Source organism: Anabaena sp. EIM26 (assembly GCF_057568715.1).
Map to the genome: position 1 here is coordinate 434551 of NZ_CM172472.1, position 24401 is coordinate 458951.

The following is a 24401-nucleotide window of genomic DNA, read 5'->3' on the forward strand; positions in this document are numbered from 1 at the left end:
AAGTCAATATTAAGATGTTATTGCAGGACTAATATCGCTTTATTCCTTGCAATAACAATCTGATATTATGCTTTAACTTTAAAGTCATTTAGTTTAAAAATATAAAAATTAGTAAGTTTTAAATATGGACAATATCATCAATTACCAAATTACAGAAAAAATATATGAAAGTACTAATTCGTTTGTTTATAGAGGTGTTTTAAAGCCAGATGACCAAGCAATTATTCTGAAGATGCTTAAGGAAAACTATCCCACTCCTTCAGAATTAACTAGATATAAACAAGAATATACAATTACTCGTTCCTTAAATTCAAATGGAATTATCAAAGCTTATGGCTTAAAGCGATACAAGAATAGTTTAATCATGCTCTTAGAGGACTTTGGAGGTCAATCTTTAAACCTGGTAAAGTCTCAAGTTCAGTTTAGCGTGGAACAATTTCTCTTGATTGCTATTCAAATTACTGAGAGTTTATCAGCTATTCATGCCGCTAATATTATCCACAAAGACATTAACCCTGCCAACATTGTTTATAACAAAGAAACTGGACAACTAAAAATTATTGACTTTGGCATTTCTACCCGGTTATCTCAAGAAAATCAAACAGTTAGCAACATCAATCACTTAGAAGGAACATTAGCTTATATTTCTCCAGAACAAAGCGGCAGAATGAACCGGGGTATAGATTACCGTAGTGATTTTTATTCTCTAGGTGTCACTTTATACGAACTGTTAACACATCAACTCCCCTTCACCACCCATGATCCAATAGAATTAGTCCATTGTCATATCGCACAACACCCAAAAAGACCAGATCAACTAATTGCTTCAATTCCTTTAACATTATCTAATATCATCATCAAATTGTTAGCCAAAACCCCAGAGGAAAGATATCAGAGTGCTTGGGGAATTAAAGCAGATTTAGAAACCTGTCTTCAGCAATTAAAGACCACAGGAAAAATTGCTCAATTTTCTTTAGGTAGTCAAGATATTGCTGATAAGTTTCATATTCCTCAAAAACTTTATGGAAGAGAGCAAGAAATTACTCAACTATTAACTACTTTTGAGCGAGTTAGCCAAGGTAATACTGAAATAATTCTCGTTTCTGGTTATTCAGGCATTGGTAAATCTGCCTTAGTCAACGAAATTCATAAACCCGTTACACAGCAAAGAGGATACTTTATCAATGGCAAGTTTGACCAGTTACAGAGAGATATTCCTTACGCAGCGATAACCCAAGCTTTCCAAGGTTTAATCCGTCAACTCTTGAGTGAACCGGAAATAACCCTACAAATTTGGAAAGAGAAAATATTAACAGCTTTAGGAAATAATGGTCAAATAATTATTGATGTAATTCCAGACTTGGAAAAAATTATCGGTAAACAGTCACCTGTTGAGCAAATAGGAGCAACTGAATCACAAAATCGGTTTAACTTATTTTTTGCCAGATTTATTCACATTTTTAGTCAAAAAGAACATCCTTTAGTTATCTTTCTCGATGACTTACAATGGGCAGATTTACCATCTTTGAATTTAATTGAGAAATTAACTACCAATGCGGATAGTCAATATTTATTGATTATTGGGGCATATCGAGATAATGAAGTCAGTCCCACTCATCCTTTAATACAAACATTAGAGCAAGTTAGAAAAGTTGAAATTACAGTTAATCAAATCATTCTTCAACCTTTGGGAATTAGTGATGTTAAACAATTAATAGCTGATACCCTAAATTGTTCCAGGGAAGAGGTAAGACCTTTAGCAGAGTTAGTAACTAAAAAAACTGCTGGTAATTCTTTCTTTATTACTCAATTATTACAAATATTATATCAAGAAAAATTATTAGTATTTACTATCACTCAAATTCCTTTTAATCACGGAGAACATAACAGAGGTTTTTGGCATTGGGATATCGAGCAAATACAACGAGTAGGAATAACTGATAATGTAGTTGATTTAATGGTCAGGAAAATTGAAAAACTAGATAACAATACACAAAATATTTTAAAATTAGCTGCTTGTATAGGAAATGAATTTAACTTGGAAGTTTTGTCAATTGTTAATAAAAAATCCTCAATTGTCACTGCTCAAGAACTACAACCAGCACTTCAGGAAGGCTTAATCATTCCCTTAAATAATAACTATAAACTACCTCTGTTATGGAATCAGGAAGAAATATCAAGTAATACTTCAGATATTGACTTGGATTTCATCCCTCAAACGGCTGTATTCATTCCCTATAAATTTTTACATGACCGAGTTCAACAAGCCGCGTATAGTCTCATTTTAGAAGAAGAAAAGAAATCTATTCACTTGCAAATAGGCCGTCTGTTGTGGAAAAATACTCAAGCAGATGAATTAGACGAAAATATTTTTAATATTGTCAATCAACTGAATGAAGGAGCAGAATTAATTACTGAACAATTTAAAAAAGATGAGTTAGCTAAATTGAATCTTCAAGCAGGTAAAAAATCTAAGGCATCTACAGCTTATGCACCGGCTCTTAGATATGTAGAATCGGGATTAAAACTCTTGGCATCTAATAGCTGGGATAAGCAGTATAAATTAACGTTTGAATTTTATGTAGAAATATTAGAACTGCTTTGCTTAAACATTAAATTTGCCCAATTTGAAGAACTTGCTGAACAGGTGATCAAACAAGCAAAATCAATTTTAGATAAATCTAAGGTTAATGAGTTAAAAATACTATACTATAACACAACATTTAAACCTGATAAAGCAATAGATACTGCTCTGCAAACATTAGGGGAATTTGGGATAAATATCTTACCAGAACCAAGCAAAATAGAAGAGAAAATTTCCCAACAACAAGAATTGATCAAGTTATTTTTGCAAGACAAACAAATTGAAAATGTTGAAGATTTAGCTAACTTACCTGTAATGAGCGACCAGTTGCAAATTGCAGCTATAGTCATCCTACAACAAATTATTGTCACTGCAAGCACGACTAATTTTCCGTTATCAGTAGAAGTAATATTAACTCAGATCAATCTCTACCTGAAATATGGACATCCTCCTGAAGCAGCTTGCACTTATACAGTTTATGCAATGTTTTTATGTATTAAAAGGGATATTGATAATGGAAATAAATTTGGTAAACTGGCTCTCAAGCTACTAGAAAAATTTAACGTTCCCAGATTAGAAGCTTTTGTTATCCATGTGTATTATTCACAGATTTACCACTGGAACGAATTTTTAAGAAAGATTATTGCACAAAACCAATTACAACAAAGTTTTAAGACAGGTATAGATACCGGAGACAACGAAAGTGCTTCTTATCTGGCTATAGATTATTGCTATTTTAAGTTCTTAGGTGGATATAATTTAGAAGAGGTTGAAGAAGATTTTCAAAAATATTCTAAGTATATAAAAAAAACAGGGTTTGTTTATTCCATATACTGTATAGACATATTTCACAAGTTAGTAATTAATTTCTTAACAACAAATAATAATCAGAATGGTTTGATTATTGGTAATTCTAGAGAAGAAGAGATAGAATATTTAAATAATTGGATACAAAATAATAATACCTGGTTAATATTTTTTGCATATTTCGCTAAACAAATATATTTTTACTTTTGTAAAGATTATCATCAAGCTTTGGCAACCGGATTTAATGCAGCAAAATATGTACAAGCCTGTAGTTCATATCTTACAAGCCCCTACCATAATTTTTATTTTTCCCTTGCTGCGTTGGCTGAATATCAGACCTGTGATATTAACCAGCAAATAGAATTAATGGAGCAAGTAAACAAAAATCAGGAGAGTATGAAGATATGGACTAACCATTGTCCGGCAAACTTTCAACATAAATATGATTTAGTTGCTGCTGAAAAAGCCAGAGTGTCAGGAAAAAATTGGCAAGCAGAAGAATTATATGAAAAAGCTATTCAAGGTGCTAAGAAATATGAATTTATCCATGAAGAAGCTTTAGCTTATGAACGAGCCGCAGAATTTTATCTGCAACTAGGTAGAGAAGAAATTGGGCAGTTATATCTGAAAAATGCCCACCATTGTTATACACATTGGGGAGCTAAAGCCAAAATAAAACAATTAGAAGATGAATATCCACAATATCTTATAGGAACTACAAACAAAGGGAAGGCTAAAAGCCTCAGTCCCACTATTTCTACTAGTGGTAATGATGGAACATTTCTCGACTTAACAACAGTCGTTAAAGCATCTCAAGTCCTAGCTAGTGAAATTGTTCTGGGTAAGTTGCTGGCAAAGTTAATGAAAATTGTAATTGAGAATGCTGGCGCTCAAAAAGGCTTTCTGCTTCTACATTCTGATGACCAATGGGTGATTGAGGCAGTGGGATCTATAGATTCTGATGACGTTACTATTCTAGAATCTATCCCGGTAGACTCACTAGATGTCTCTACCCAGACTCCGCTTCTCTCAACCGCTATCATTAACTATGTTGCCCGCACCCAGGAAAATATAGTTCTCAATGATGCCGCCCATGAGGGACAATTTACCCGTGATTCTTATATTATCGCTACGCTACCGAAATCAATTCTCTGCACTCCCCTCCTCAATCAAGGTAAATTGAGCGGTATTTTATATTTAGAAAATAATCTCACAACGGGAGCATTTACACCAGAAAGAGTTGAAGTTTTAAATATTCTTTCTAGTCAAGCTGCTATTTCTATTGAAAATTCTCGTCTCTACGAAACCCTAGAGCAAAAAGTAGAAAAACGTACTCAAGAACTATCACAAACTTTGGAAATTCTTAAAGCCACTCAAGCTAAATTAGAATTTGAAAATGCTCTGTTAAAAAGTGATGAAGAAGCTTCAAGTTATAATTATCAAGTTGGTGGTAGCTTGCCAATTGATGCTCCTACCTATGTAGTGCGTGCTGCTGATCGTTATCTATATAAAGCATTAAGAAGTGGAGAATTTTGTTATATTCTCAATACCCGACAAATGGGTAAATCAAGTTTGATGGTGCGGATGATGCACTATTTACAACAAGAAGGTTTTTGCTGTGCTGCCATTGATATGACTCGAATTGGTAGTGAAAACATTACTCCAGATCAATGGTACAAAGGATTAGCTGTGGAGTTGTGGCAAGGTTTTGACCTGTTTGGTAAGGTTAATTTAAAAGCTTGGTGGCAAGAAAATATCGAACTTTCTCCTGTGCAGAGATTGAGTAGATTTTTTGAGGAGGTTTTGTTAAGTGAAGTTAGATTATCAGATGGTACTCCTGCACCTAAGATAGTGATCTTTTTAGATGAAATTGATTGTATTTTAGGTTTAGATTTTTCAGTTAATGACTTCTTTACTTTAGTTCGGTCTTGCTATAATCAGCGCGGTATTAATCCAGAGTATAAGCGATTGTGCTTTGTTTTATTAGGAGTTGCTACTCCTAGTGATTTAATTACAGATTATCGCCGAACGCCGTTTAATATTGGTCAGGCTATTCAACTGCAAGGCTTCCAATTACACGAAGCTCAACCTCTACTACATGGGTTTTCAGACAAGGTTAGCAACCCACAAGCGGTACTTAAAGAAGTGTTGTTTTGGACTAACGGCCAGCCTTTTTTAACTCAAAAGATTTGCCAGATGGTTCGTAATTCTTCATCTTCTATATCTGAAAAAACTGAAAAAGCCTGGATTGAGAATTTAATCCGTACCAGTATTATATACGACTGGGAAGCTCAAGACGAACCAGAGCATTTAAGGACGATTCGCGATCGCATCCTCAAAGGTGAACAGCCAGCTACTTCAATGCTAGAACTCTATGGGCAAGTTTTAGAACATGGCAAGGTGAAGACAGCGGATAGTCCAATTGAGCGAGAATTGATATTATCAGGGCTATTAGTTAAAGAAGAGAGTTATCTGAAAATCCATAACCGGATTTATGAAGTCGTTTTTGATAATAGTTGGATTTTACAAAATATATAATAGTTTCTTGATTTAAATAAGCTGCTTCTCAATATTTATAACAGTTTTTATTTTGGCATAAAGATTTGTAATTAAGATTAAATAGATTTAATTTGGTTTGTAAATATATCAACAGTTTGTTGAAGCGTTACCCACCCCTTTCCTTCCATGAGTAGTAGAGTGGAAATTTGTACTGTCCAAAAATTCAAGCTATTCACAAAAATCTTATTAATAAGATTTATTTCTATCTTAGGCAGTATTGACAAAATTGAGTTTGTTTAATCTTTTAACTAAATATTAGCTATATTTTGCATCATACATGATATCCTCTAAGAACAAGGGCGCGGTAATAAATAATCAAACTTTGCTAATGAGTAATACAAATTTACCCTTATTTAAAGAAATCTCCCTGCAAGTCTGAGCAACGTATAAATTAATTAAATATGTATAAAGGTTATGAATTTTAATTTAGATGATGCCATAAAAATAGCTAATCAAGCTGTTTTAAAAAATTTTTATAGAAACTTAACTGACGTTGAAATAATTGTAATTAAAGGATCTTGGGAACGGGACGAATATGATCAAATTGCAGCTAAAAACCAGTATGCAACAAGTTATATTAGTCAAGATATTGCTCCCAAGCTTTGGAAACTGCTCACAGATGCCTTAGGTGAAAAAGTCAGAAAAAGTAATTTTAAACAAGCCTTAAAACGATATTGGGAAAAGCAATGTTGGGAGAAACAATTTACATCTGAATCTCTTTCATCTCCAATGGAATTAATGCCTACTAACGGTAAACATCACAATAGTAAACTAAAAGAATTACCATCTTCGACCTATCCAGTTACACAAGATTCTCAGCCTTCTGAATTATATGTGGAGCGATGTTCAATTGAATTTCTTTGCCATGAAACTCTGTTGCAACCAGGTTCCTTAATTCGGCTCAAAGCACCTAAGTTAATGGGTAAAACCTCCCTCATGGAACGGGTATTGGCTAAAGTGACAGAGCAGGGCTATCGTACAGTTAGCTTAAGTTTAAAGATGGCAGATCGCAAAACTCATCTCACCAATCTGAATAAATTTTTACGCTGGTTCTGCCTCAATCTTAGTCGAGAACTCAAGCTACCCAATCAATTAGATGAATGTTGGGATGAAGAAGGAATGGGTGCGAAGGTAAGTTGCACAACTTATTTAGAAGAATACCTTTTGGCTGCCAATGACAATCCCCTCGTTTTATACTTAGACGACGTGGATGCACTTTTCCCTTATCCTGAAGTTTACGAAGACTTTTTTGGGTTATTGCGTTCTTGGTATGAAAAAGCCAGAAGCCGTGTCAACTGGAAAAAGTTGCGATTAGCGATCGCTCATTCCACGGATGTTTATATCCGCCTAAATATTAATCAGTCTCCTTTTAATGTGGGATTGCCCATTGAACTGCCAGAATTAACGAGAGAGCAGGTGCAGGAATTTGCTCGACAATATGGATTAACCGAAGATGAATTCTTAATAGACCCTTTAATGCAATTGGTAGGTGGTCATCCTTATCTATTGGAACAGGCATTTTCTCATATCAAAAGTTATCCTGATATTACGCTTGAGCAATTGTTAGCAGAAGCCGTAACAGATGCAGGTATCTATCGTCATCATTTAAGAGAATATTGGTTGAGCTTGCAACAGGAAACGAAATTAATGGCAGCATTTCAAACGGTGATTTATTCTACTACGCCAGCGAGATTAGAAACGATATCAGCTTATCAATTACAGAGTATGGGTTTGGTGAAGCTTGCAGGCAATGAAGTAGAGCCGCGTTGCCAATTATATCGACGTTATTTTGGTGATGTGATTAGGAATCAGGTAAATGATAAATCATAAGTCGATTCCAAATAAATCGGTGCAGATTTCCTTTCATAAACTGGGCTTCAACACACCGATAATCTCTTCTGTTTAGTTCAAAGTTTCTTCAATAAAATATTCCTTCAATTCATCTCGTAAAATTGCTCTTGCTTGCGAAATGCGCTTGCAGACATTTTGATAGGATATATTTTGCTGTTGGGCAATTTCTTGATAGGATAATTCCTGATAAAAATGCAGAATAAAAGTCTCACGTAATCTGATTGGTAAGTTATAAATAGCTTCACGAATTACAACCATTTTCTCCTCTGTCTCCAAAGCACTTTCTGATATTTTGAAATAAAAAACCAGGTTTTTTTCTTCTAATGCAACATAAATTTCTATATTCTCAACTCTATTTGCAGCGCGATTTCGCTCTCGATGAATATCTACACATAGATTATGAGTCAGTCGCGTCAACCAAGCCCGATAATTAGTAATTTTTCCTGCATATTTTTGTACCTTTTCCCATGCTCTGAACATCACCCGGCTCAAAGCTTCCTCAGCATCACTAGGGTTGCCATTCATCCACTTGAGACAGCAACGATATAGGTAATCTTCATTCTGTCGCCATAAATGCCAAAAAAATGCACTTATATTTTCAGTACGATCGCCAAAAAATAATCTAGTATCTACTGGATAATTAAACATAACTTTTATCTTAATAAAATATTCAAAAATTGTGGTACAAAAAACACTGTCATTACTTCAATTTCATATTTTTCAACATGAATTTTTCCTGTTACCTCTGAATTTTCTAGAGATAAAGTTCACATAACTCATACTATACTTTGGTTTTAAAATCAGTATTTCAGTTTAATTCAGTATTAATAAGAATCATTTAAAATAAACTAATTTAGTTAATTTCAGGTATACGTTGATATTAAATCTCTCTACGCAATACTTGTAGGTTAAGCTAAAAACATTAAATTAGGTAGAGGGATATGTCTAATTCTATCAAAGCATCAACTACAGGATTAGAAATTGTTGATAAAGCCCGTCTGCGGTTAGGGTGGACTAAAACTAGTACAGCGCGTTGGTGGCAAGATGCTCATACTTCTAAAGCTACTTTACGACGGTTTTGGCAGGGTGATCGCATTCAGAAAGAAATCTTCATTGCTATTTGTCAAGCTGTGGGTATTAATGATTGGGAAACTATCTCAGATTCATCTGATATTCAATCAGATGTTACTACTCCTTTGATTGACTGGAATGAAGCACCTGATATTGAAAGTTTCTATGGCAGAAATGCGGAATTATTACAGTTAGAGGAATGGATTAATAATGGTTGTAAATTAATTAATATTATTGGTATTGGGGGAATTGGTAAAACTTCTCTAGCATTAGCTATCGCAGATCGTCTGCAATCTCAGTTTGATTGTTTAATTTGGAAATCGCTTGATCATACACCTTCACTGTTTTTTTTAATAGATAATTTATTAAACAGTTTTCATCAATCTGCGGTTAAAAACATTCAAAAAGATACTTTTAAATTAATAAATTATTTACAACAACATCGTTGTTTATTAATTTTAGATGGATTGGATGCTATTTTATCCAATTCAGAATTAACTAAATTTATTCAAGAATCAAGCCTTCACCGCCATCAAAGCTGTATCATTACGACTAGCCGGGAAAAACAAAATTCCCTGGAAGTTAATACTAAAACAGTTTGTACTCTCACATTAAATGGTTTAGCCAAAACAGAGGCTTTAGAACTATTACAATCGAGAGGATTTACAGGTAAAGAATTAGGTTTATCGGCTTTAATTCAACTTTATCGTGGTAATCCTTTAGCAATAAAAATTGTTGTTCCCTTGATTGAGTCTGTATTTGGTAGGAATGTGGCAGCTTTCCTCAATCAAAATACCATAGTTGTGGGCGATCGCTTGCGTGTCATCCTCAAACAGCAATTTGAGCAGCTTTCCGGCTGGGAACGAGATATCCTATATTGGTTAGCAATTTGGCAAGAACCCATCTCTTTCTGTCGATTGCAGACCCATTTGCTGCTATCCGTTGATCCTGCTATGGTTTTAGAGGGCATTATGGCCTTGGAAAAGCGATCGCTTTTAGAAAAATGGAACAGTGAACAAGAACCCGCATTTACGCTGCAACCTTTGGTAATGAAAGTGGCAACTGATGAGTTAGTGGAAAATGCTATTCAAGAGATTCGTCAGGTTGTGCGGACTAATGACATACATTATTTTCACATATTGCGGACGCATTGGTTACTGCGACCGGGTACAGACGATATTGCAGGCGATCGCATTTTAAATCAACTGTGTGAAAAATTATACCCTATATATAGTTCTACTCTTCCGCAAATTCTCAATCAAATTTTGCCACTTTTACAAAATCAATCTCCTCTAGCAATTGGTTACATCGCTTGCAATATCACAGCATTGATGAATCGAAATAATTAATTGCAAATTAGATGCAGTTTCTCTCAGTAGCATCTACCAAGCTTCTGTAGGTCTTCCAATAATAATCAAAGTTTGCTAGTAATTATTTTTAAACTTGATTTTATTGACTGGTAGATACACCACAAAGATACCTATACAGGACTTACGTAAAACAGAACAAAAGTAGGGGTAATTCATGAATTACCCCTACGCAATAATTAAGTTTTGAGTTCAATCTTGCGTAAGTCCTAATATATATTTTAGATTATCAATCACATCTTATATATAATATATTGAGTTTATGCTGACAACTAATATTAATTAAAAGGTAACATTTTTTAAATGACCGAAAATAATAATGATCAAATTAGAAATTCTTCAAAAACCCAAAAATTTCCGATTACCATATTTTTGTTAATGGCAATTATTTTTCCATTGCTTAAACTAGGATCTAATCCACCAACAATTCCGATTTTGGGTTTTCATGGTATTGTGAAATCTCAAAATAATCTTCGTCAATCTTCCAACTTAGAGATGGATTATAAACAGCAAGAAATAGAGAAATTATTAGAATATTTAGTTACTCAAGATTATTGGTTTTTAACTACTCAAGACTTGTATGATTTTTTTCTGACTAAATCTAAAGAAATACCTTATGAACATCGAAATAAAAAAATGATTATGTTAACTTTCGATGATGGCTATAAGACAGTATATACAAATTTGTTGCCGATTTTATCTAAGCTGGAAAAAAAATATGGTCAAAAAATTAAAGTAGTTTTATTTATCAGTCCTGGTACATTAGCTAATAATGATGGCATACCTGCAACTCATTTGAGGTGTCAGGAATTAAGAGAAGGTTGGCAGAAAGGATTTTTTGATATTCAATCTCATGGAAATAATCATCAGAACTTAACCGAAATTTCTCAGCAACAGGTAATTAGTGAACTATTATTAGCTAGAATTAAACTGAGAAAATGTCTAGATGATTTAGACCCAGAACAAAAAGTAGCCTCCCATATTGCTTATCCTTATGGTGCTTATAATAAACAGGTAGAAAAGTATGTCACCAAGTATTATTTATCTGGTTATCTATATAATGATAAACTGCTCAATTATACTTGTTTAAAAGATAATTACAAAATACCTAGATTAATGGTTAATCGAACAAGAACTAGCCAAGAATTGATAGGAATAATTCAAAAATTTTCAAATGATCCTCAAGAAAGTTTGAAAAAAGGTATTTGTAAATAAAACCACTTTTATGTGAGAGGATGTTTTAAAAGTCTATGAAAGGTATAATTCGTCATTCTGAACGGAACGAAGTGGAGTGAATAATCCTGATTTGGCGTTAAATTATGAGATGCTGAAGCCTCCGGCACGCTACGCGAACACTACGCTGGTGCTTCGTTCAGCATGACACTTTATACTTTTCAAACACCCTCTGAGGCTGCACAGAATCCTAAAATTGATTGATCTATCTTTATCTGTGTTTATCTGCGGTCATCTGCGTTCTATTATTCTTGATATTTTATTTCATGATTACAAAATTTAACTAACTGAATATAAAAACTCCTATAATTTTTTCTTAAACTCAGTCAATCTTGGCTAGGTAATGTATAGTTATGATAATCCGAAAATTACGGTTTTGAAAAAATTAACTTTTAACTAATTATGATTGGTGTTGCAGTTGTCGGTACTGGATTTGGTCAAAAAGTGCATATTCCCGCATTTAAAGCCCATCACAAAACAGAGATAGTTGCTATTTATCATCGAGATATTAATAAAGCTCAAGCTATCGCTACAGCAAATAATATTCCCCACGCTAGTGATGATTTAACAGAAATTCTGGCGTTGCCAGAAGTCCAAGCAGTCAGCATTTCTACACCGCCATTTCTACATTATGAAATGGCAAAACAAGTCCTGCAATCTGGCAAACATCTTTTATTAGAAAAACCTACAACTTTAAATGTAACTGAAGCTAAAGAACTATACTATTTAGCTAAAAATAAAGATGTGATTGCGACTGTAGATTTTGAATTTCGCTTTGTTCCCGGATGGCAATATTTTGCTCAACTTTTATCATCAGGCTATGTTGGTAATTTACGCTTAATTAAAATTGATTGGTTGGGTGCTTCTCGCGCTGATGTTTCCCGTCCTTGGAATTGGTATTCTAATCAAGAACAAGGTGGTGGTGCATTAGGATCTTTAGGTTCCCATGCTTTTGATTATATTAATTGGTTATTTGGCCCTGTTCACAAATTAAATGCATATTTGAGTACAGCTATTCCCGAAAGAATTGATCCAGTAAATGGAAAATTAAAGCCAGTGAATACAGATGATACTTGTATGTTATCTCTGGAATTAGCAAATAGTATACCTTGCCAAGTTTCTATTAGTGCAGTTGTTCATGCACCCAGAACTCATCGGGTAGAGGTGTATGGAGATAAGGGTACATTGATTTTAGGTAGCGACAACCAAAAGGATTATATTCACGGTTTTCATGTTTGGGGTTCTCAAATTGGTCAACCTTTAACAGAAATAGAAATTCCTCAACAATTGCTATTTCCACAATATTATGCTGATGGTCGCATTTGTGCTTTTCTTCGTGTTGTGGATGAATGGATAAAAGGAATTGAAACTAAACAAGAGATTACACCATCATTGCGTGAGGGGGTTTATTCTCAATTATTGATGGATTTATCTCATCAATCTCATGAGTTGAAAACCTGGGTAAATGTGCCAAATTTAGCAACTTTTTTAAATGATGTTTGAAAATCTTAGTCAGTAGAGACGTTCCATGGAACGTCTCTACAAGGATGATAAGAAATGCACATTTAATTCTAAATGTGACACTTGTTTAAAGTGCGATCGCTCTACCCCTAACTTATCAGTCCCCTCTACAACACCTTACACTGCCCATAATGCCGTAACAGATGGTCACACAACACCAAAGCCACCATAGCGTCAACCATTGGTACAGCACGGGGTAAAACGCAAGGATCATGTCTTCCCTTGGCTGCCAAAAGTGTTGCTTCTCCTTCACGAGTCACCGTTTTTTGCTCTTTTCTAATAGTTGCGGTTGGTTTAAATGCGACTCTCAAAATGATATTTTCGCCGTTAGATATTCCCCCTTGAATCCCCCCAGAACGGTTAGTTACGGTGCGAATTTCGCCTTTTTCATCAATGTAAAATTCGTCATTATGCTCAAAACCAGTTAACAAAGTTCCCGCAAAACCAGAACCAATTTCAAAACCTTTACTTGCAGGCAGAGACATCACAGCTTTTGCTAAATCTGCCTCCAATTTATCAAAAACAGGCTCACCTAAACCCTTGGGAACGTTCCGCACCACGCATTCAACTACCCCACCGATGGAATTACCATCTCTACCAGTTTGTTCAATTAATTCAATCATGCGGTTGGCAATTTCGCCATCTGGACAACGGACAATGTTACTTTCTACCTGTTCTAAAGTTACAGTATCAGTATCAATTACGCTTTCTAAATCTTTAATACACTTAACATAAGCGATCACTTCCACATTGGCGACTTGACGAAGAATCTTTTTAGCGATCGCACCAGCAGCAACCCTCCCTATTGTCTCACGGGCTGACGACCTGCCACCGCCTTGCCAATTTCTCAATCCATATTTTGCATCATAGGTAGCATCTGCGTGGGAAGGGCGATATTTTTGCTCCATCTCATCATAATCTTGAGAACGAGCATCTTTATTCCTCACCAAAATTGAAATTGGCGTTCCCAAAGTTTTCCCCTCAAACACCCCAGAAAGAATCTCACAGGTGTCTGCTTCCTTGCGAGGAGTGGTTATTTTGCTTTGTCCCGGCCTTCTTCTATCTAACTCAAATTGAATTTCCTCAGCCGAGATTTCTAGTTGTGGCGGACAACCATCAATAATAACGCCCACACCGCCGCCGTGAGATTCGCCAAAAGTCGTAATTCGGAAAAGATGACCAAAAGTGCTGCCCATGATGTTGAGGAAATACAGTCTGGAATCTGTATTTTACATGGAGTTGGGGGTTTTGCTGAATTTCACTCTTAATCCAGGCTCGTCAATATTCTCAATCCGCTCAATCTAATTATTGTATACTTAAACACTTTATTTAGTCCAACTTTCAGCCTCAAGGTACTATCAACATCAACATACTTCTATATCAAGCGATCGCAACTGATGAATCTTCTCAGTAACCCGTTGAGTTAACCATTTAAATTCGATAATCACGACTTTTAGAAAACTGCCTATAGATTAAGGAAGGGTTTCACCCCTCATAGCTAAAACCTTATTTTTACAGGATTAACTTGCTTTAAAATAGCTTTTAGGCAAATAAAAAAAGGAGCCAAAATCCACTGAAATCAAGTTATCATAAGGATAAGGGGTGTAACCCCCTATTAATTTAAAAACAATCTCTTTCTGTCCATCCGGAAAATTTACAAGAAATTTATCTAGTCTTTTTATGTTGCATTAACAGAAATATAGCTGGTCAAAAGTTAGCAATGAACAATATAAAAAATTTAAAAAAATGCCAATTTGGCAACCACCTTCTGATGAACCAAGTTACATTGTATTAGACAAACGAAAGCAAGGCAGTTGTGAAGAAGTTTCACAAATTAGCAAATGACTCTTGTGAAGTTTGTCAGACAACTAAATAGAATTAGCGTTTGCTGCAATAGGAATACTCACTGAGTAGAGGCGTTATCGTTAATCTGTAAATTACCCCCCTAAGTGACGATTGGCGTTATGTGTATATTCCTGAATCGCTTCAGCAGCAAATAGTAGAGTGGGAGTGAAAGGCGCTTGATATGCCTCCTCCCACTCTCTTTTTTGGGGGTATATTTCACGCTTAGACCCCTGGAATCTTTCAGTTTTCTGAGAGGGTGTTAGACAAGTTTTATGGAATCAAAATTATGTGCTTGAAAAATTCATATTGGGCGTGGGTTACGTTGCTGGGGTATGCTTTACTCATTTAGGACTTACGCACAACACAACAAAAGTAGCGGTAATACCCTTCGGGAAGCAAGCTACATGAATTACCACTACGGAAGAATCAGGGTTTCGGTCACATCTTGCGTAAGTCCTATCATTATTCTCTCAGTGCTGTTTACTATCTATTCACAGCTTATACTGAGAGATCTGTTTTATGCCCTTTCTAACTTGTCAAACATCCTCTTATGTCTAAGTTAATTTCAGCAACCTTGATTGTTACAACTTTATTGTTAACACCAACTAATAATTCTCATGTCACATTAGCTGGAACCTGCGCTTCTAATTGTGGTGCAAAACCACTTCAATTTACACCTGGTCAATATGTCCGCTTACAAGTTGTAAACCGCACACCTAGAGTATTAAAACTAGAAAAATTACCAGAAATGCGACGCATTACTCTACAACCCGGACAAGAATATCGTACAGAACAACAAAACAGTACAAATCCAAATATTTCTCTCTTGTTTTGGGATGATACGGGAAGGTCTTTAGACGCAGTTGCTTCAAAACCTAATTTTGGGACTTTGCGTTTAGAACTGCGTCCTAGTAATAAGTTTCCAGGTTATCGCTCTCTTTATATTCTCAATGATGGTAAAGTAAACATATTTTAATTAATTAGCAATAATTACAGCAGAATTCAGGAGTCAGAAGTAAAACTGTCTTTGTGTATAGGTTTCAAATTAGCAGGACTTACGCAAAACAGAACGGAAGTAGGGGTAATTCATGAATTACCCCTACGCAAGAATCAGGTTTTGAGTTTAATCTTGCGTAAGTCCTAATTAGATTTTGTACCTCCTAACTACGCAAACTGCTGTAAGAACCCCGATTTTTTCAAGAAATCAGGGGTCTGAATTCTTAATTTCAAGGCATTGTTGTGGGTAAATTATCAGGATCGATACCCTGAGATTTTAAATAAGCTATTAATCGTTCTTTCTCCTGACGTTCTTGTTCGGCACGTTGGCGTTCTTGTTCAGCACGCTGACGTTCTTGTGAAATCTGTTCCACAGACCAAGGTAACAAATTACCTGCTTTATCCCACCACCTTAACCAATACCCTGTTCTGGTTTCTTTTTCTCCTCTCCAGGTTCCTAAACATAGACCCATTGAATCAATCCAATGTAGACCATTTTCATCTGGTTGTTTTAACTCATAGCGACCATTTTCTAGGTGATAAAATTCTAATAAACCGCCATCTGGATCAAAAATTACATAAACAGGAACTTGTAAAATTTGCTCATAAAAAAACCATTTTCCTGGTGGATAGGTTCGCTTAAAAGAATATTCTCCACCATCATTGTCGGATAAAAATTCCATTACTATCGCTGGAATATCCCCTTCTAAATTGGGTGTGTAGCTTTTGCGTTCAGCTAAAATCTCTTTAACCGCAGGAACATACAGCCAATCAGGTGCTTTAGCAATAAATTGACCGTTTAATGTTGCACACAAACCAAAATTTGAGGCTATCAACATCTGAGGTTGAATGAAACCCGCAATTTCTAAACTTTCTCGTAAAGCACCAGCCAAAATTGGCTGTCCTGTATTTTCCACTGGTTCATCCTCTAACTGAAAATCATCGGGTAAGGCTTCCCAAGAAATTACCAGTTCAGTGGGGAATTTGATTTCACTGATTTGGGCTACCATAAAGACTGCCTTTTGTTGATTTGTTTTTATTTTATCTGATGCTAGGTAATCAAATATAATTGTTTCAATTCCTACTCTTGTTACCTTTTAGCCAAATATCATCAGATGCTAAAAAGTTAAAGTAGTCTTCTAGTTGCATAGTTAACTGGGACTAATCATATAAATCATATATATGTATTCTATCTTAGGGGGGTTTCAACCTCTTTTCTTATAAGAATATTACACAGTGACTAATTCCAATGACTAATGACCAACCCATCAAACGCTTACCCAATCAACGCTGGCAAATTGCTCCGGCAAATCCTGAATTAGCTCAAAACCTGGCAGATTTAACGAATATATCTCCAATTATCAGCCAGTTGTTGATTAATCGGGGGATGAAAACACCAGAAGACGCACAAGTATTTTTAAGTCCAGAAACTTTAGATTTACCTTCTCCGTTAGAGGATTTTCCAGACTTAGCAGTGAGTGTAGAATTGTTAGAAGATGCGATCGCTCATCAAGAGAAGATTGCTATCTGTGGAGATTACGATGCAGATGGTATGACTAGTACTGCATTACTACTCCGCAGCCTCCGTGCTTTGGGTGCTAATGTAGATTACGCTATCCCTAGTCGGATGCACGAAGGTTATGGAATTAACAAACGCATTATTGAAGAGTTCCACAGCGAAGGGGTAGGATTAGTTTTAACTGTAGATAATGGTATATCTGCTTTTGAACCAATTGCGAGAGCCAGAGAACTGGGTTTAAAGGTCATTATCACCGACCATCACGACATTCCCCCAGTTTTACCCCCAGCGAATGCGATTCTTAACCCTAAACTCATTGCTGAGTCTTCACCTTATCGGGGTGTGGCTGGTGTGGGTGTGGCTTATATTTTAGCCGTATGTTTAGCCCAGCAATTAGGACAACTTAAGGGTTTAGTGCAACCAATGTTAGCGTTGTTTACCTTGGGAACTATTGCCGATTTAGCTCCTTTAACTGGTGTTAATCGCCGTTGGGTAAAACGTGGTTTAAAGCTATTACCTACATCTACGTTACCAGGGGTACAGGCTTTAATTCAAGTAGCTGGAGTTCAGGCAATAGGAGCAGAGGAGCAGGGGAGCAGGGGAGCAGGGGAGAAAGTTCAAAATTCAAAATCGTTAAAGCCGGAGGATATTGGGTTTCGGTTGGGGCCGCGTATTAATGCAATTGGTCGAATTGGCAACCCGCAGACGGTGATAGAATTGCTGACTACTGATGATATGGGGTTAGCACTGGAAAGAGCAATGCAGTGCGAACAAATAAATATCCAACGTCAGCAGATGTGTGAGCAAATTGAACAGGAAGCGATCGCACTTGTTGAAGATTTATATGTCAACTCTTTGCAAAAAGACCGGGTATTAGTCGTTGTTAAAGATAATTGGCATCATGGTGTAATTGGCATTGTCGCTTCTCGGTTGCTGGAACGTTACGGTGTTCCTGTGTTCATCGGTACTTTTGAGGATGAAGGCGTAATTCGCGGTTCGGCGCGGGGAATTCCTGAATTTAATGTATTTGCAGCTTTAGAATATTGTCGAGACTTGCTGGGCAAATTTGGTGGACATAAAGCCGCAGGAGGATTTTCTTTACCAGCAGATAATTTACTCTCAGTGCGATCGCGTTTATGTGAGTTTGCAAATCAGTGTTTAGAACCCCAACACCTTAAACCACTACTCAAAATTGATGCCCAAGCCAACCTCAATCAAATCAATCAGGAGTTATATCAACAGCTAAATATTCTCCATCCTTGCGGTATTGAAAATCCAGATCCTATATTTTGGACACCTAATGCCCAAGTAATAGAGCAGCAAATAGTCGGTAAAGGCCACATTAAACTGACATTGGCGCAGACTGTCGATAATATCAGATCTCAAATGAAAGCGATCGCTTGGCGTTGGCGTGATTACTTCCCCCTCCCTGGACGAGTTGATATAGCTTACAAACTCCGGGAAAATCACTTTAATGACAAAATCACCATCGAAATGGAGTTAGTAGGTATCCGAATTCCCGCTCAATCTCCAATATTTTCCACCCCACCATCTCAAAAATTACGCGCTAACTTTGAATATAAACAGCGTCAATACACCTGTGGCGTTTATCAAAATGGCGTAGACTCAGAATTAAGAATTAAAAATCCTGAAGGTAAAGTTTTAGTCATGCAGCCGGGAGATAGCATTGGTCTTTTAGGTAGCAATCGTGATGATGCCAAAAAGGTTGATTTATCTCTACCTCAGTATGATGGCATTATTCAAGCTGCTATTCAGGCTTTGGATAGTTATGAGTTAAAAATTGTCAAAACAGCCATGTGATCAGGTGGTAATTGGTAATTGATAATTGGCAAAAACTATACCCATTACCTATTACCCATTACCCATTACTCAATCTACAGGTTGCCGTTGCGAAAAGCCAAAAGAAAGATTACTACTGGCCCAGCAATGATGATTAGACCTACGGAGGTCAATTGAAAAATGACTTCCCAATTAATGTTGGCTAAAGCTTCCATTGTTTTCTTTTCCTCTCTATTGTCTTAAAAAATTTAATAATTCAACTGCCAATACCGCCATAGATCATATCCGGGAAGCGGACACCAGATTTAATTTACTTAACAAAATTATAGAAAACAACATAAAAAAGTAAAATAGCGAGAAGTCACAAGGTAGAGGAAATTATGGCCACTTGGCAATGTGTAAAGCAATGTGGAGCCTGCTGTCATCTTGATCCAGCAGATCGTCCAGATTTGGAAGACTATCTCACACCAGCAGAATTGGAAGTTTACATGAGTATGGTGGGAGAGGGGGGATGGTGCGTTAATTTTGACCATATTACGCGAGAATGCGGCATTTATGATGATCGTCCGCGTTTTTGTCGGGTGGAAGCAGAGACATTTGAGGAGATGTACGGCATTGAACCAGAGGAACTGAGTGATTTTGCCATTGACTGCTGTCATCAGCAAATTGAGGGTGTCTATGGGGATAGGAGTTTGGAAATTATCCGTTTTGATCAAGCTGTTGGCTTATAATCTGGAATTTTATCCAGTAGAGTTGCAATTTATTACAAAAATCTGAGAAAATGAAAAGAATATGAAAACAAATTAGTGGCAGGACAACCGCCTGTGAAACTCGACTCTACACCTGTAAGCATTTCTGATCTCTCTCAGACTCAAAACCAGTTAGAACTAAAAGATACCAGTGATTATCTACTTGAGCCTGTAATTGAGGATAGTCCCAAAAAGCAGGATTCAGCCTTGATGGTGTTTGGAACAACTTTCATCACTATATTTTTGGCAGAAATTGGTGATAAAACTCAACTATCCACTCTGTTAATGAGTGCAGAATCTCATCAACCTTGGGTAGTATTCATTGGTTCTGGGGCTGCATTAATTACTACTAGCTTATTAGGTGTACTTTTAGGTGGTTGGATAGCCAGTAAACTCAGTCCAAAAACTGTAGAAAAATCAGCAGGGGTAATGTTGCTGCTGATTTCTGTGATGCTATTTTGGGATGTGTTTATTGGTTAGTAGATATTATTTATACAGAGAATCAATATGAATTGGCATCTTTTAGGGTTGAGCTTTATTACAGTTTTTCTATCAGAATTGGGTGATAAAAGTCAGTTAGCTGCGATCGCTCTTTCTGGTCGTGGTCAATCTCGGCGTGGTGTTTTCTTTGGTACTGCTGGAGCGCTGTTATTAACCAGCTTATTAGGAGCATTAGCCGGGGGAGCAGTTGCAGAATTTTTTCCTACACGCATCTTAAAAGCGATCGCGGCTGTGGGTTTTGCCATCCTCGCTATCCGCTTGCTATTACCCAACAGTCAAGCCGAGTCAGAATAAATTAATATTTCTATGGTGGGCAATACCCACCATAATTTGGATATCGCATTTTTCAATTTCGCCTTAAACTTCCTGCCAGCACCAGTTTAAAACTATAGCACCAGCAACAAACTTGAATACTTCCAGCAGAAAATAACCACCGTGTAGTACATTCATTGTTACTGGCACGGCACTTTCTGCAAATAGGCTTAAACTCGTTCCCACAGCGCACATTTGCGGAGTTAAAAAATAAGTATCCAGCAAAGCTACTGTTAACAAAAGCGCCGATAAAACTATACTACTCAAATGCCAATTAGATTTGGCTTTGCAAATAGCCAGAACTCCAGTCAAAACCACAGCCGCAGATAGTAACTCTAAGCGATTAAAATTCCAGAAAATAGCATAGCCAGCTGTAGAAAAACTAGCTTGGTTCATCATGCCAGATATATAAAGACTAGGCATAATTACCCAATCTAAAACCAGAGTAGCACTAAGCCAAAAACCCAAAGTCAACATAATGGCTGTTTGCCAAGTTGACCGTTTAAATTCCAAATTAGAAATAGCGTTCATAAAAATAATTGCTTGTGTTGTACTCCTAGTTTCTATCTAGAGGATTGATTTGACAACAAATATCAATTAACTGTTACAAACTAGAGGCTATACAACCTATATACAGTGATTTTTGAGGTTTTATCTCTTCTTTTTTTAAGTTTAATTACAAAATAATAAAAACCATTAAAAAACAAAAACTTAGGCTAATGGAAATTAAAATAAGCCTAATACGGCTAAATTTTGGAAATTAATACGGTAATTGATCGGGCTTTTTTAAATTCATATTCATGAGTAGTGCGTTAGGCCAAAAGCCATAACACACCCTAAAAATGGCAGATTTTTTTCAGCAAGCCCATGAAAGCTTATTTTTCATTAAACGTCCAAACACCATCATCCCAAGTTTGATCAGATGGTGGTGACTGTATCCAATGCTGACAACGGCCTAGATATAACATAGAGGCTTTGTCATTGTTGTCAGCTAATAAAGCTTTGACAAACTCCGACTGAGCTTTTATGAACTGACGTTGAAGATAATACTCACGCCCTTGATGATAATGCTCAATTAGTTCTAATTTGGTATCACTAATCGAATCAGAACGCAAGCCTAGCAACTCATAGATAGCTACTGGCTCATTTCGGCCTTTAACGCGAATATAATCTAATTCCCTCGCCCAAATATCTTTTTCGCAGATTCGATATGTATTATCGCTGACAATAATATCGCAACCATACTGCTTACTAACACTTTCCAGTCGGGAACCAAGATTGACACCATCACCAATAGCGGTAAATTCCATCCGCTTACTAGAGCCAATATTGCCACTAATAACAGTATCAGAATTAATACCAATCCCAATTTTGATCCTACTCTTATTAACAGCTTGGCGACTTGTATTCAACTCTTCTAAACGAGAGCGCATTTCTAGAGAAGTTTGCACTGCCATGCGTGCGTGTTCTTTTAAAGGTAGAGGAGAACCAAATACAGCCATGATGGCATCGCCAATATATTTGTCCAAAGTGCCTTTATGTTTAAAGACAGCCTCGACCATTGATTCAAAATATTCATTGAGCATACCCACCACTTCCTCAGCTTCCATGTTTTCTGTGAGGGTGGTGTAGCCACGAATATCAGAGAATAAAATAGTAACTTCTTTGCGATCGCCTCCTAGTTTAGCATCATCTAATTTCAGCAGTTCTTCTGCCAACTCCTGAGTCATGTAACGGTACATAGTACTCTTGAGCCGCTTTTCATCACTAATATCATCCATGACCACCAGTGCGCCACAAACTTGATTTTGGTCGCTGACATCAGCAATAGTATTCAGTGATAAATTAATGCTATGCTGTTCGTTACTGGTAGTCAAAAGTGTGCGGTCAGGGTAATATTGCTGACTAGTTTTTAAATCTGTTGCGTGTAAAGCATCTACAAACCACTTACTAAAATCACCCTCCTTAATATTCACAACATCACTAACTAATCTGCCTTCCAAACGTTCTTCATCATCAAATCCTAATAACCGTTTGGCGCTTTCATTCGCAGTGATGATATGTCCTGTTTTATCTGAAGAAATTACACCATTAGAAAGACTCCGCAGAATATCTCGCTGCATTTGTTCTTGTTGTTTCACTTTGGCAAACAACTGAGCATTTTGTAGCGCCACGCCTGCTTGAATGTTAAAAGCTTCCATAAACTCTTCATCATTATGATCAAAACTAGCTTGGAAGCATTCGGGTGCATCAGGCCAATTAGCGGGATCATAAGGAGGAAAATCTCCCAGTTTCTTTTTATTAACTAACTGGGTAACACCAATCAACTCTTGATCGCTGTTAAACACCGGCATACAAAGTAGGCTACAGGTGCGGAAGTTAGTTTGTATATCCATAGCTTTAGCCGTTTCTGAGTCTGGATGCTCATATAAGTCAAAGGGAATATTTAACTTCTTACCAGATGCAGCAACTATACCAGCAAAGCCTTTACCCATTGGTACTCGCAATTCTTTGGGTAAACCATTGTCTTGAGTGATTGTTGTCCACAATTCATTGCGATCGCGGTCTATTAACCACAGAGTACTGCGATCGGCATTCATCAATTCCTTAGCCTCAGCCATTACCCGTTTCAGGGTATCTTCTAAATCAAGACTACTTTGACTCAGTGATTTGATCGCCTTCATTAAAGCCGCAGCAGCCCTTTGTTTTTGTGTCGCAATATAAAAAGAGCGAGATGACTCTAAAATTAGACGAATGGAAGGTGCAAAATCTTGAAATAATTTCTCATCAGCACTAGTAAATCCATTATTATCAATACGCTCATACAGCGGATCTTCTGGATTATGTACATATTTTAATTTGTTTAATAATTGTACAACCGCCACCAACTTTTCATCTTCATTTAACAGCGGTAAAGCTAACATTGTGTAGGTACGGTAGCCATTTCTTTTATCTTGTTCTTGAGCAAATACTGATCGCTCATCTGTATAAAAATCAAAAGGTATATTGACTACCCGCTTGAAAGTTGCAACTTCACCAGCAATACCTTTATCCGCTGGAATCCGAATCTCTAATGGTCGCTTACCTTTACCCTCAGCTAAAATAGACCAGAGTTCTTGGTTTTCTTCATCTAATAAAAATATTGTTGTTCGATCTGCTCCTAATAACTCCCCTGTTTTCAAGGTGATCGAATGCAGCATTTCTTGTAGGATAGTTTCAAAACCCTGATAATCCAGCATGGATAAGGTTTCATTGACAATCCTTAATTTATGCTCTACTTCCTGAACTACTTGTTTGAAAGTATCTTGAGTCAAGGGAGCAAGGAACTGAGAAATAGATCCTTTTCTTGTAGCTAGACTAACTACAGGTGAAGCATTTTTTTGTAACTCATAGACTTCTTGATTATTAATATCAATAATCAAATCTGTAGACTCTTCAGCATTCGGGTTCTGCACTGACATAATTTATTTGATATAGTAGGATTTAGAATTTACGACTGTTCAACTGTACTATATAATTTATCTTAGTTTTGCTTCTAACTATCATTGCTTGACAGTATACACTCTTTGTTTAACCAGGGTAATCCTGTGGAGGAAAAAGGCTGAACAACTGAGAATTCATGTTAGAGCTAAAAAGTACTTGCATAGTGTACCCAAACTCAGATATAAAAGCAGGAAGCTTTACCA

General features: G+C 36.4%; 16 protein-coding genes. 10 read left to right on the top strand and 6 right to left on the bottom strand.

Features of this window, described 5'->3' with window-relative positions; all coding sequences use genetic code 11:
- Positions 1-124: 124 nt before the first annotated feature.
- Positions 125-5929 carry an AAA family ATPase gene (locus AC012T_RS01770; RefSeq protein WP_487062610.1) on the top strand — a complete coding sequence of 1935 codons (5805 nt, stop codon included), beginning with the start codon at positions 125-127 and terminating at the stop codon, positions 5927-5929.
- A gap of 435 nt (positions 5930-6364) precedes the next feature.
- The gene (locus AC012T_RS01775; protein ID WP_487062611.1) at positions 6365-7780 is read left to right on the top strand and encodes an AAA-like domain-containing protein; all 1416 of its coding nucleotides are present in this window, start codon (positions 6365-6367) and stop codon (positions 7778-7780) included.
- A gap of 72 nt (positions 7781-7852) precedes the next feature.
- On the opposite strand, the gene AC012T_RS01780 is transcribed toward AC012T_RS01775, so the two are convergent.
- The gene (locus tag AC012T_RS01780; RefSeq protein ID WP_487062612.1) at positions 7853-8449 is read right to left on the bottom strand and encodes an RNA polymerase sigma factor; all 597 of its coding nucleotides are present in this window, start codon (positions 8447-8449) and stop codon (positions 7853-7855) included.
- A 293-nt stretch (positions 8450-8742) separates the two neighbouring features.
- Between AC012T_RS01780 and AC012T_RS01785 the strand changes: the two genes are divergently transcribed.
- The 3 genes from AC012T_RS01785 (at position 8743) to AC012T_RS01795 (ending at position 12975) form a co-directional block, all read left to right on the top strand.
- The gene (locus tag AC012T_RS01785) at positions 8743-10221 is read left to right on the top strand and encodes an NB-ARC domain-containing protein (protein ID WP_487062613.1); all 1479 of its coding nucleotides are present in this window, start codon (positions 8743-8745) and stop codon (positions 10219-10221) included.
- 321 nt (positions 10222-10542) lie between these two features.
- Positions 10543-11454, top strand: coding sequence for a polysaccharide deacetylase family protein (locus AC012T_RS01790; protein WP_487062614.1), 912 nt, complete (start codon positions 10543-10545; stop codon positions 11452-11454).
- A 420-nt stretch (positions 11455-11874) separates the two neighbouring features.
- On the top strand, positions 11875-12975 hold the full coding sequence (locus AC012T_RS01795) for a Gfo/Idh/MocA family protein (RefSeq protein WP_487062615.1): 1101 nt from the start codon (positions 11875-11877) through the stop codon (positions 12973-12975).
- Positions 12976-13100: 125 nt separating this feature from the next.
- On the opposite strand, the gene aroC is transcribed toward AC012T_RS01795, so the two are convergent.
- Positions 13101-14189: a chorismate synthase gene (aroC, locus tag AC012T_RS01800; RefSeq protein ID WP_487062616.1), complete on the bottom strand. Its 1089-nt coding sequence runs from the start codon at positions 14187-14189 to the stop codon at positions 13101-13103.
- Between the two features lie 1199 nt (positions 14190-15388).
- Here aroC and AC012T_RS01805 point away from each other — a divergent pair.
- A complete protein-coding gene (locus tag AC012T_RS01805) occupies positions 15389-15814 on the top strand; it encodes a hypothetical protein (protein WP_487062617.1) in 426 nt (141 codons plus the stop codon).
- A gap of 250 nt (positions 15815-16064) precedes the next feature.
- Here the strand turns inward: AC012T_RS01805 and AC012T_RS01810 are convergent, their stop codons facing one another.
- Positions 16065-16844 carry a Uma2 family endonuclease gene (locus AC012T_RS01810; RefSeq protein WP_487062618.1) on the bottom strand — a complete coding sequence of 260 codons (780 nt, stop codon included), beginning with the start codon at positions 16842-16844 and terminating at the stop codon, positions 16065-16067.
- 239 nt (positions 16845-17083) lie between these two features.
- Here AC012T_RS01810 and recJ point away from each other — a divergent pair, with 239 nt between their 5' ends.
- Positions 17084-19174 (top strand): single-stranded-DNA-specific exonuclease RecJ, encoded by a 2091-nt coding sequence (recJ, locus tag AC012T_RS01815; protein ID WP_487062619.1) that lies wholly within the window; start codon positions 17084-17086, stop codon positions 19172-19174.
- A 74-nt stretch (positions 19175-19248) separates the two neighbouring features.
- Here recJ and psb30 read toward each other — a convergent pair whose 3' ends face one another.
- Entirely contained in the window at positions 19249-19368 is a 120-nt protein-coding gene (gene psb30, locus AC012T_RS01820; protein ID WP_438888280.1) for a photosystem II reaction center protein Ycf12/Psb30, read from the bottom strand.
- 165 nt (positions 19369-19533) lie between these two features.
- Between psb30 and AC012T_RS01825 the strand changes: the two genes are divergently transcribed.
- The 3 genes from AC012T_RS01825 to AC012T_RS01835 all read left to right on the top strand — a co-directional run bounded on the left by AC012T_RS01825 (position 19534) and on the right by AC012T_RS01835 (position 20697).
- Complete coding sequence (locus tag AC012T_RS01825; protein WP_487062620.1) at positions 19534-19884, top strand: YkgJ family cysteine cluster protein; 351 nt, start codon at positions 19534-19536, stop codon at positions 19882-19884.
- Positions 19885-19977: 93 nt separating this feature from the next.
- Entirely contained in the window at positions 19978-20382 is a 405-nt protein-coding gene (locus AC012T_RS01830) for a TMEM165/GDT1 family protein (RefSeq protein WP_487062621.1), read from the top strand.
- Positions 20383-20409: 27 nt separating this feature from the next.
- Positions 20410-20697: a TMEM165/GDT1 family protein gene (locus tag AC012T_RS01835; protein ID WP_487062622.1), complete on the top strand. Its 288-nt coding sequence runs from the start codon at positions 20410-20412 to the stop codon at positions 20695-20697.
- A 63-nt stretch (positions 20698-20760) separates the two neighbouring features.
- On the opposite strand, the gene AC012T_RS01840 is transcribed toward AC012T_RS01835, so the two are convergent.
- Positions 20761-21246 (bottom strand): hypothetical protein, encoded by a 486-nt coding sequence (locus AC012T_RS01840; RefSeq protein ID WP_487062623.1) that lies wholly within the window; start codon positions 21244-21246, stop codon positions 20761-20763.
- Positions 21247-21590: 344 nt separating this feature from the next.
- On the bottom strand, positions 21591-24176 hold the full coding sequence (locus AC012T_RS01845) for a GAF domain-containing protein (RefSeq protein WP_487062624.1): 2586 nt from the start codon (positions 24174-24176) through the stop codon (positions 21591-21593).
- Positions 24177-24401: the final 225 nt, after the last annotated feature.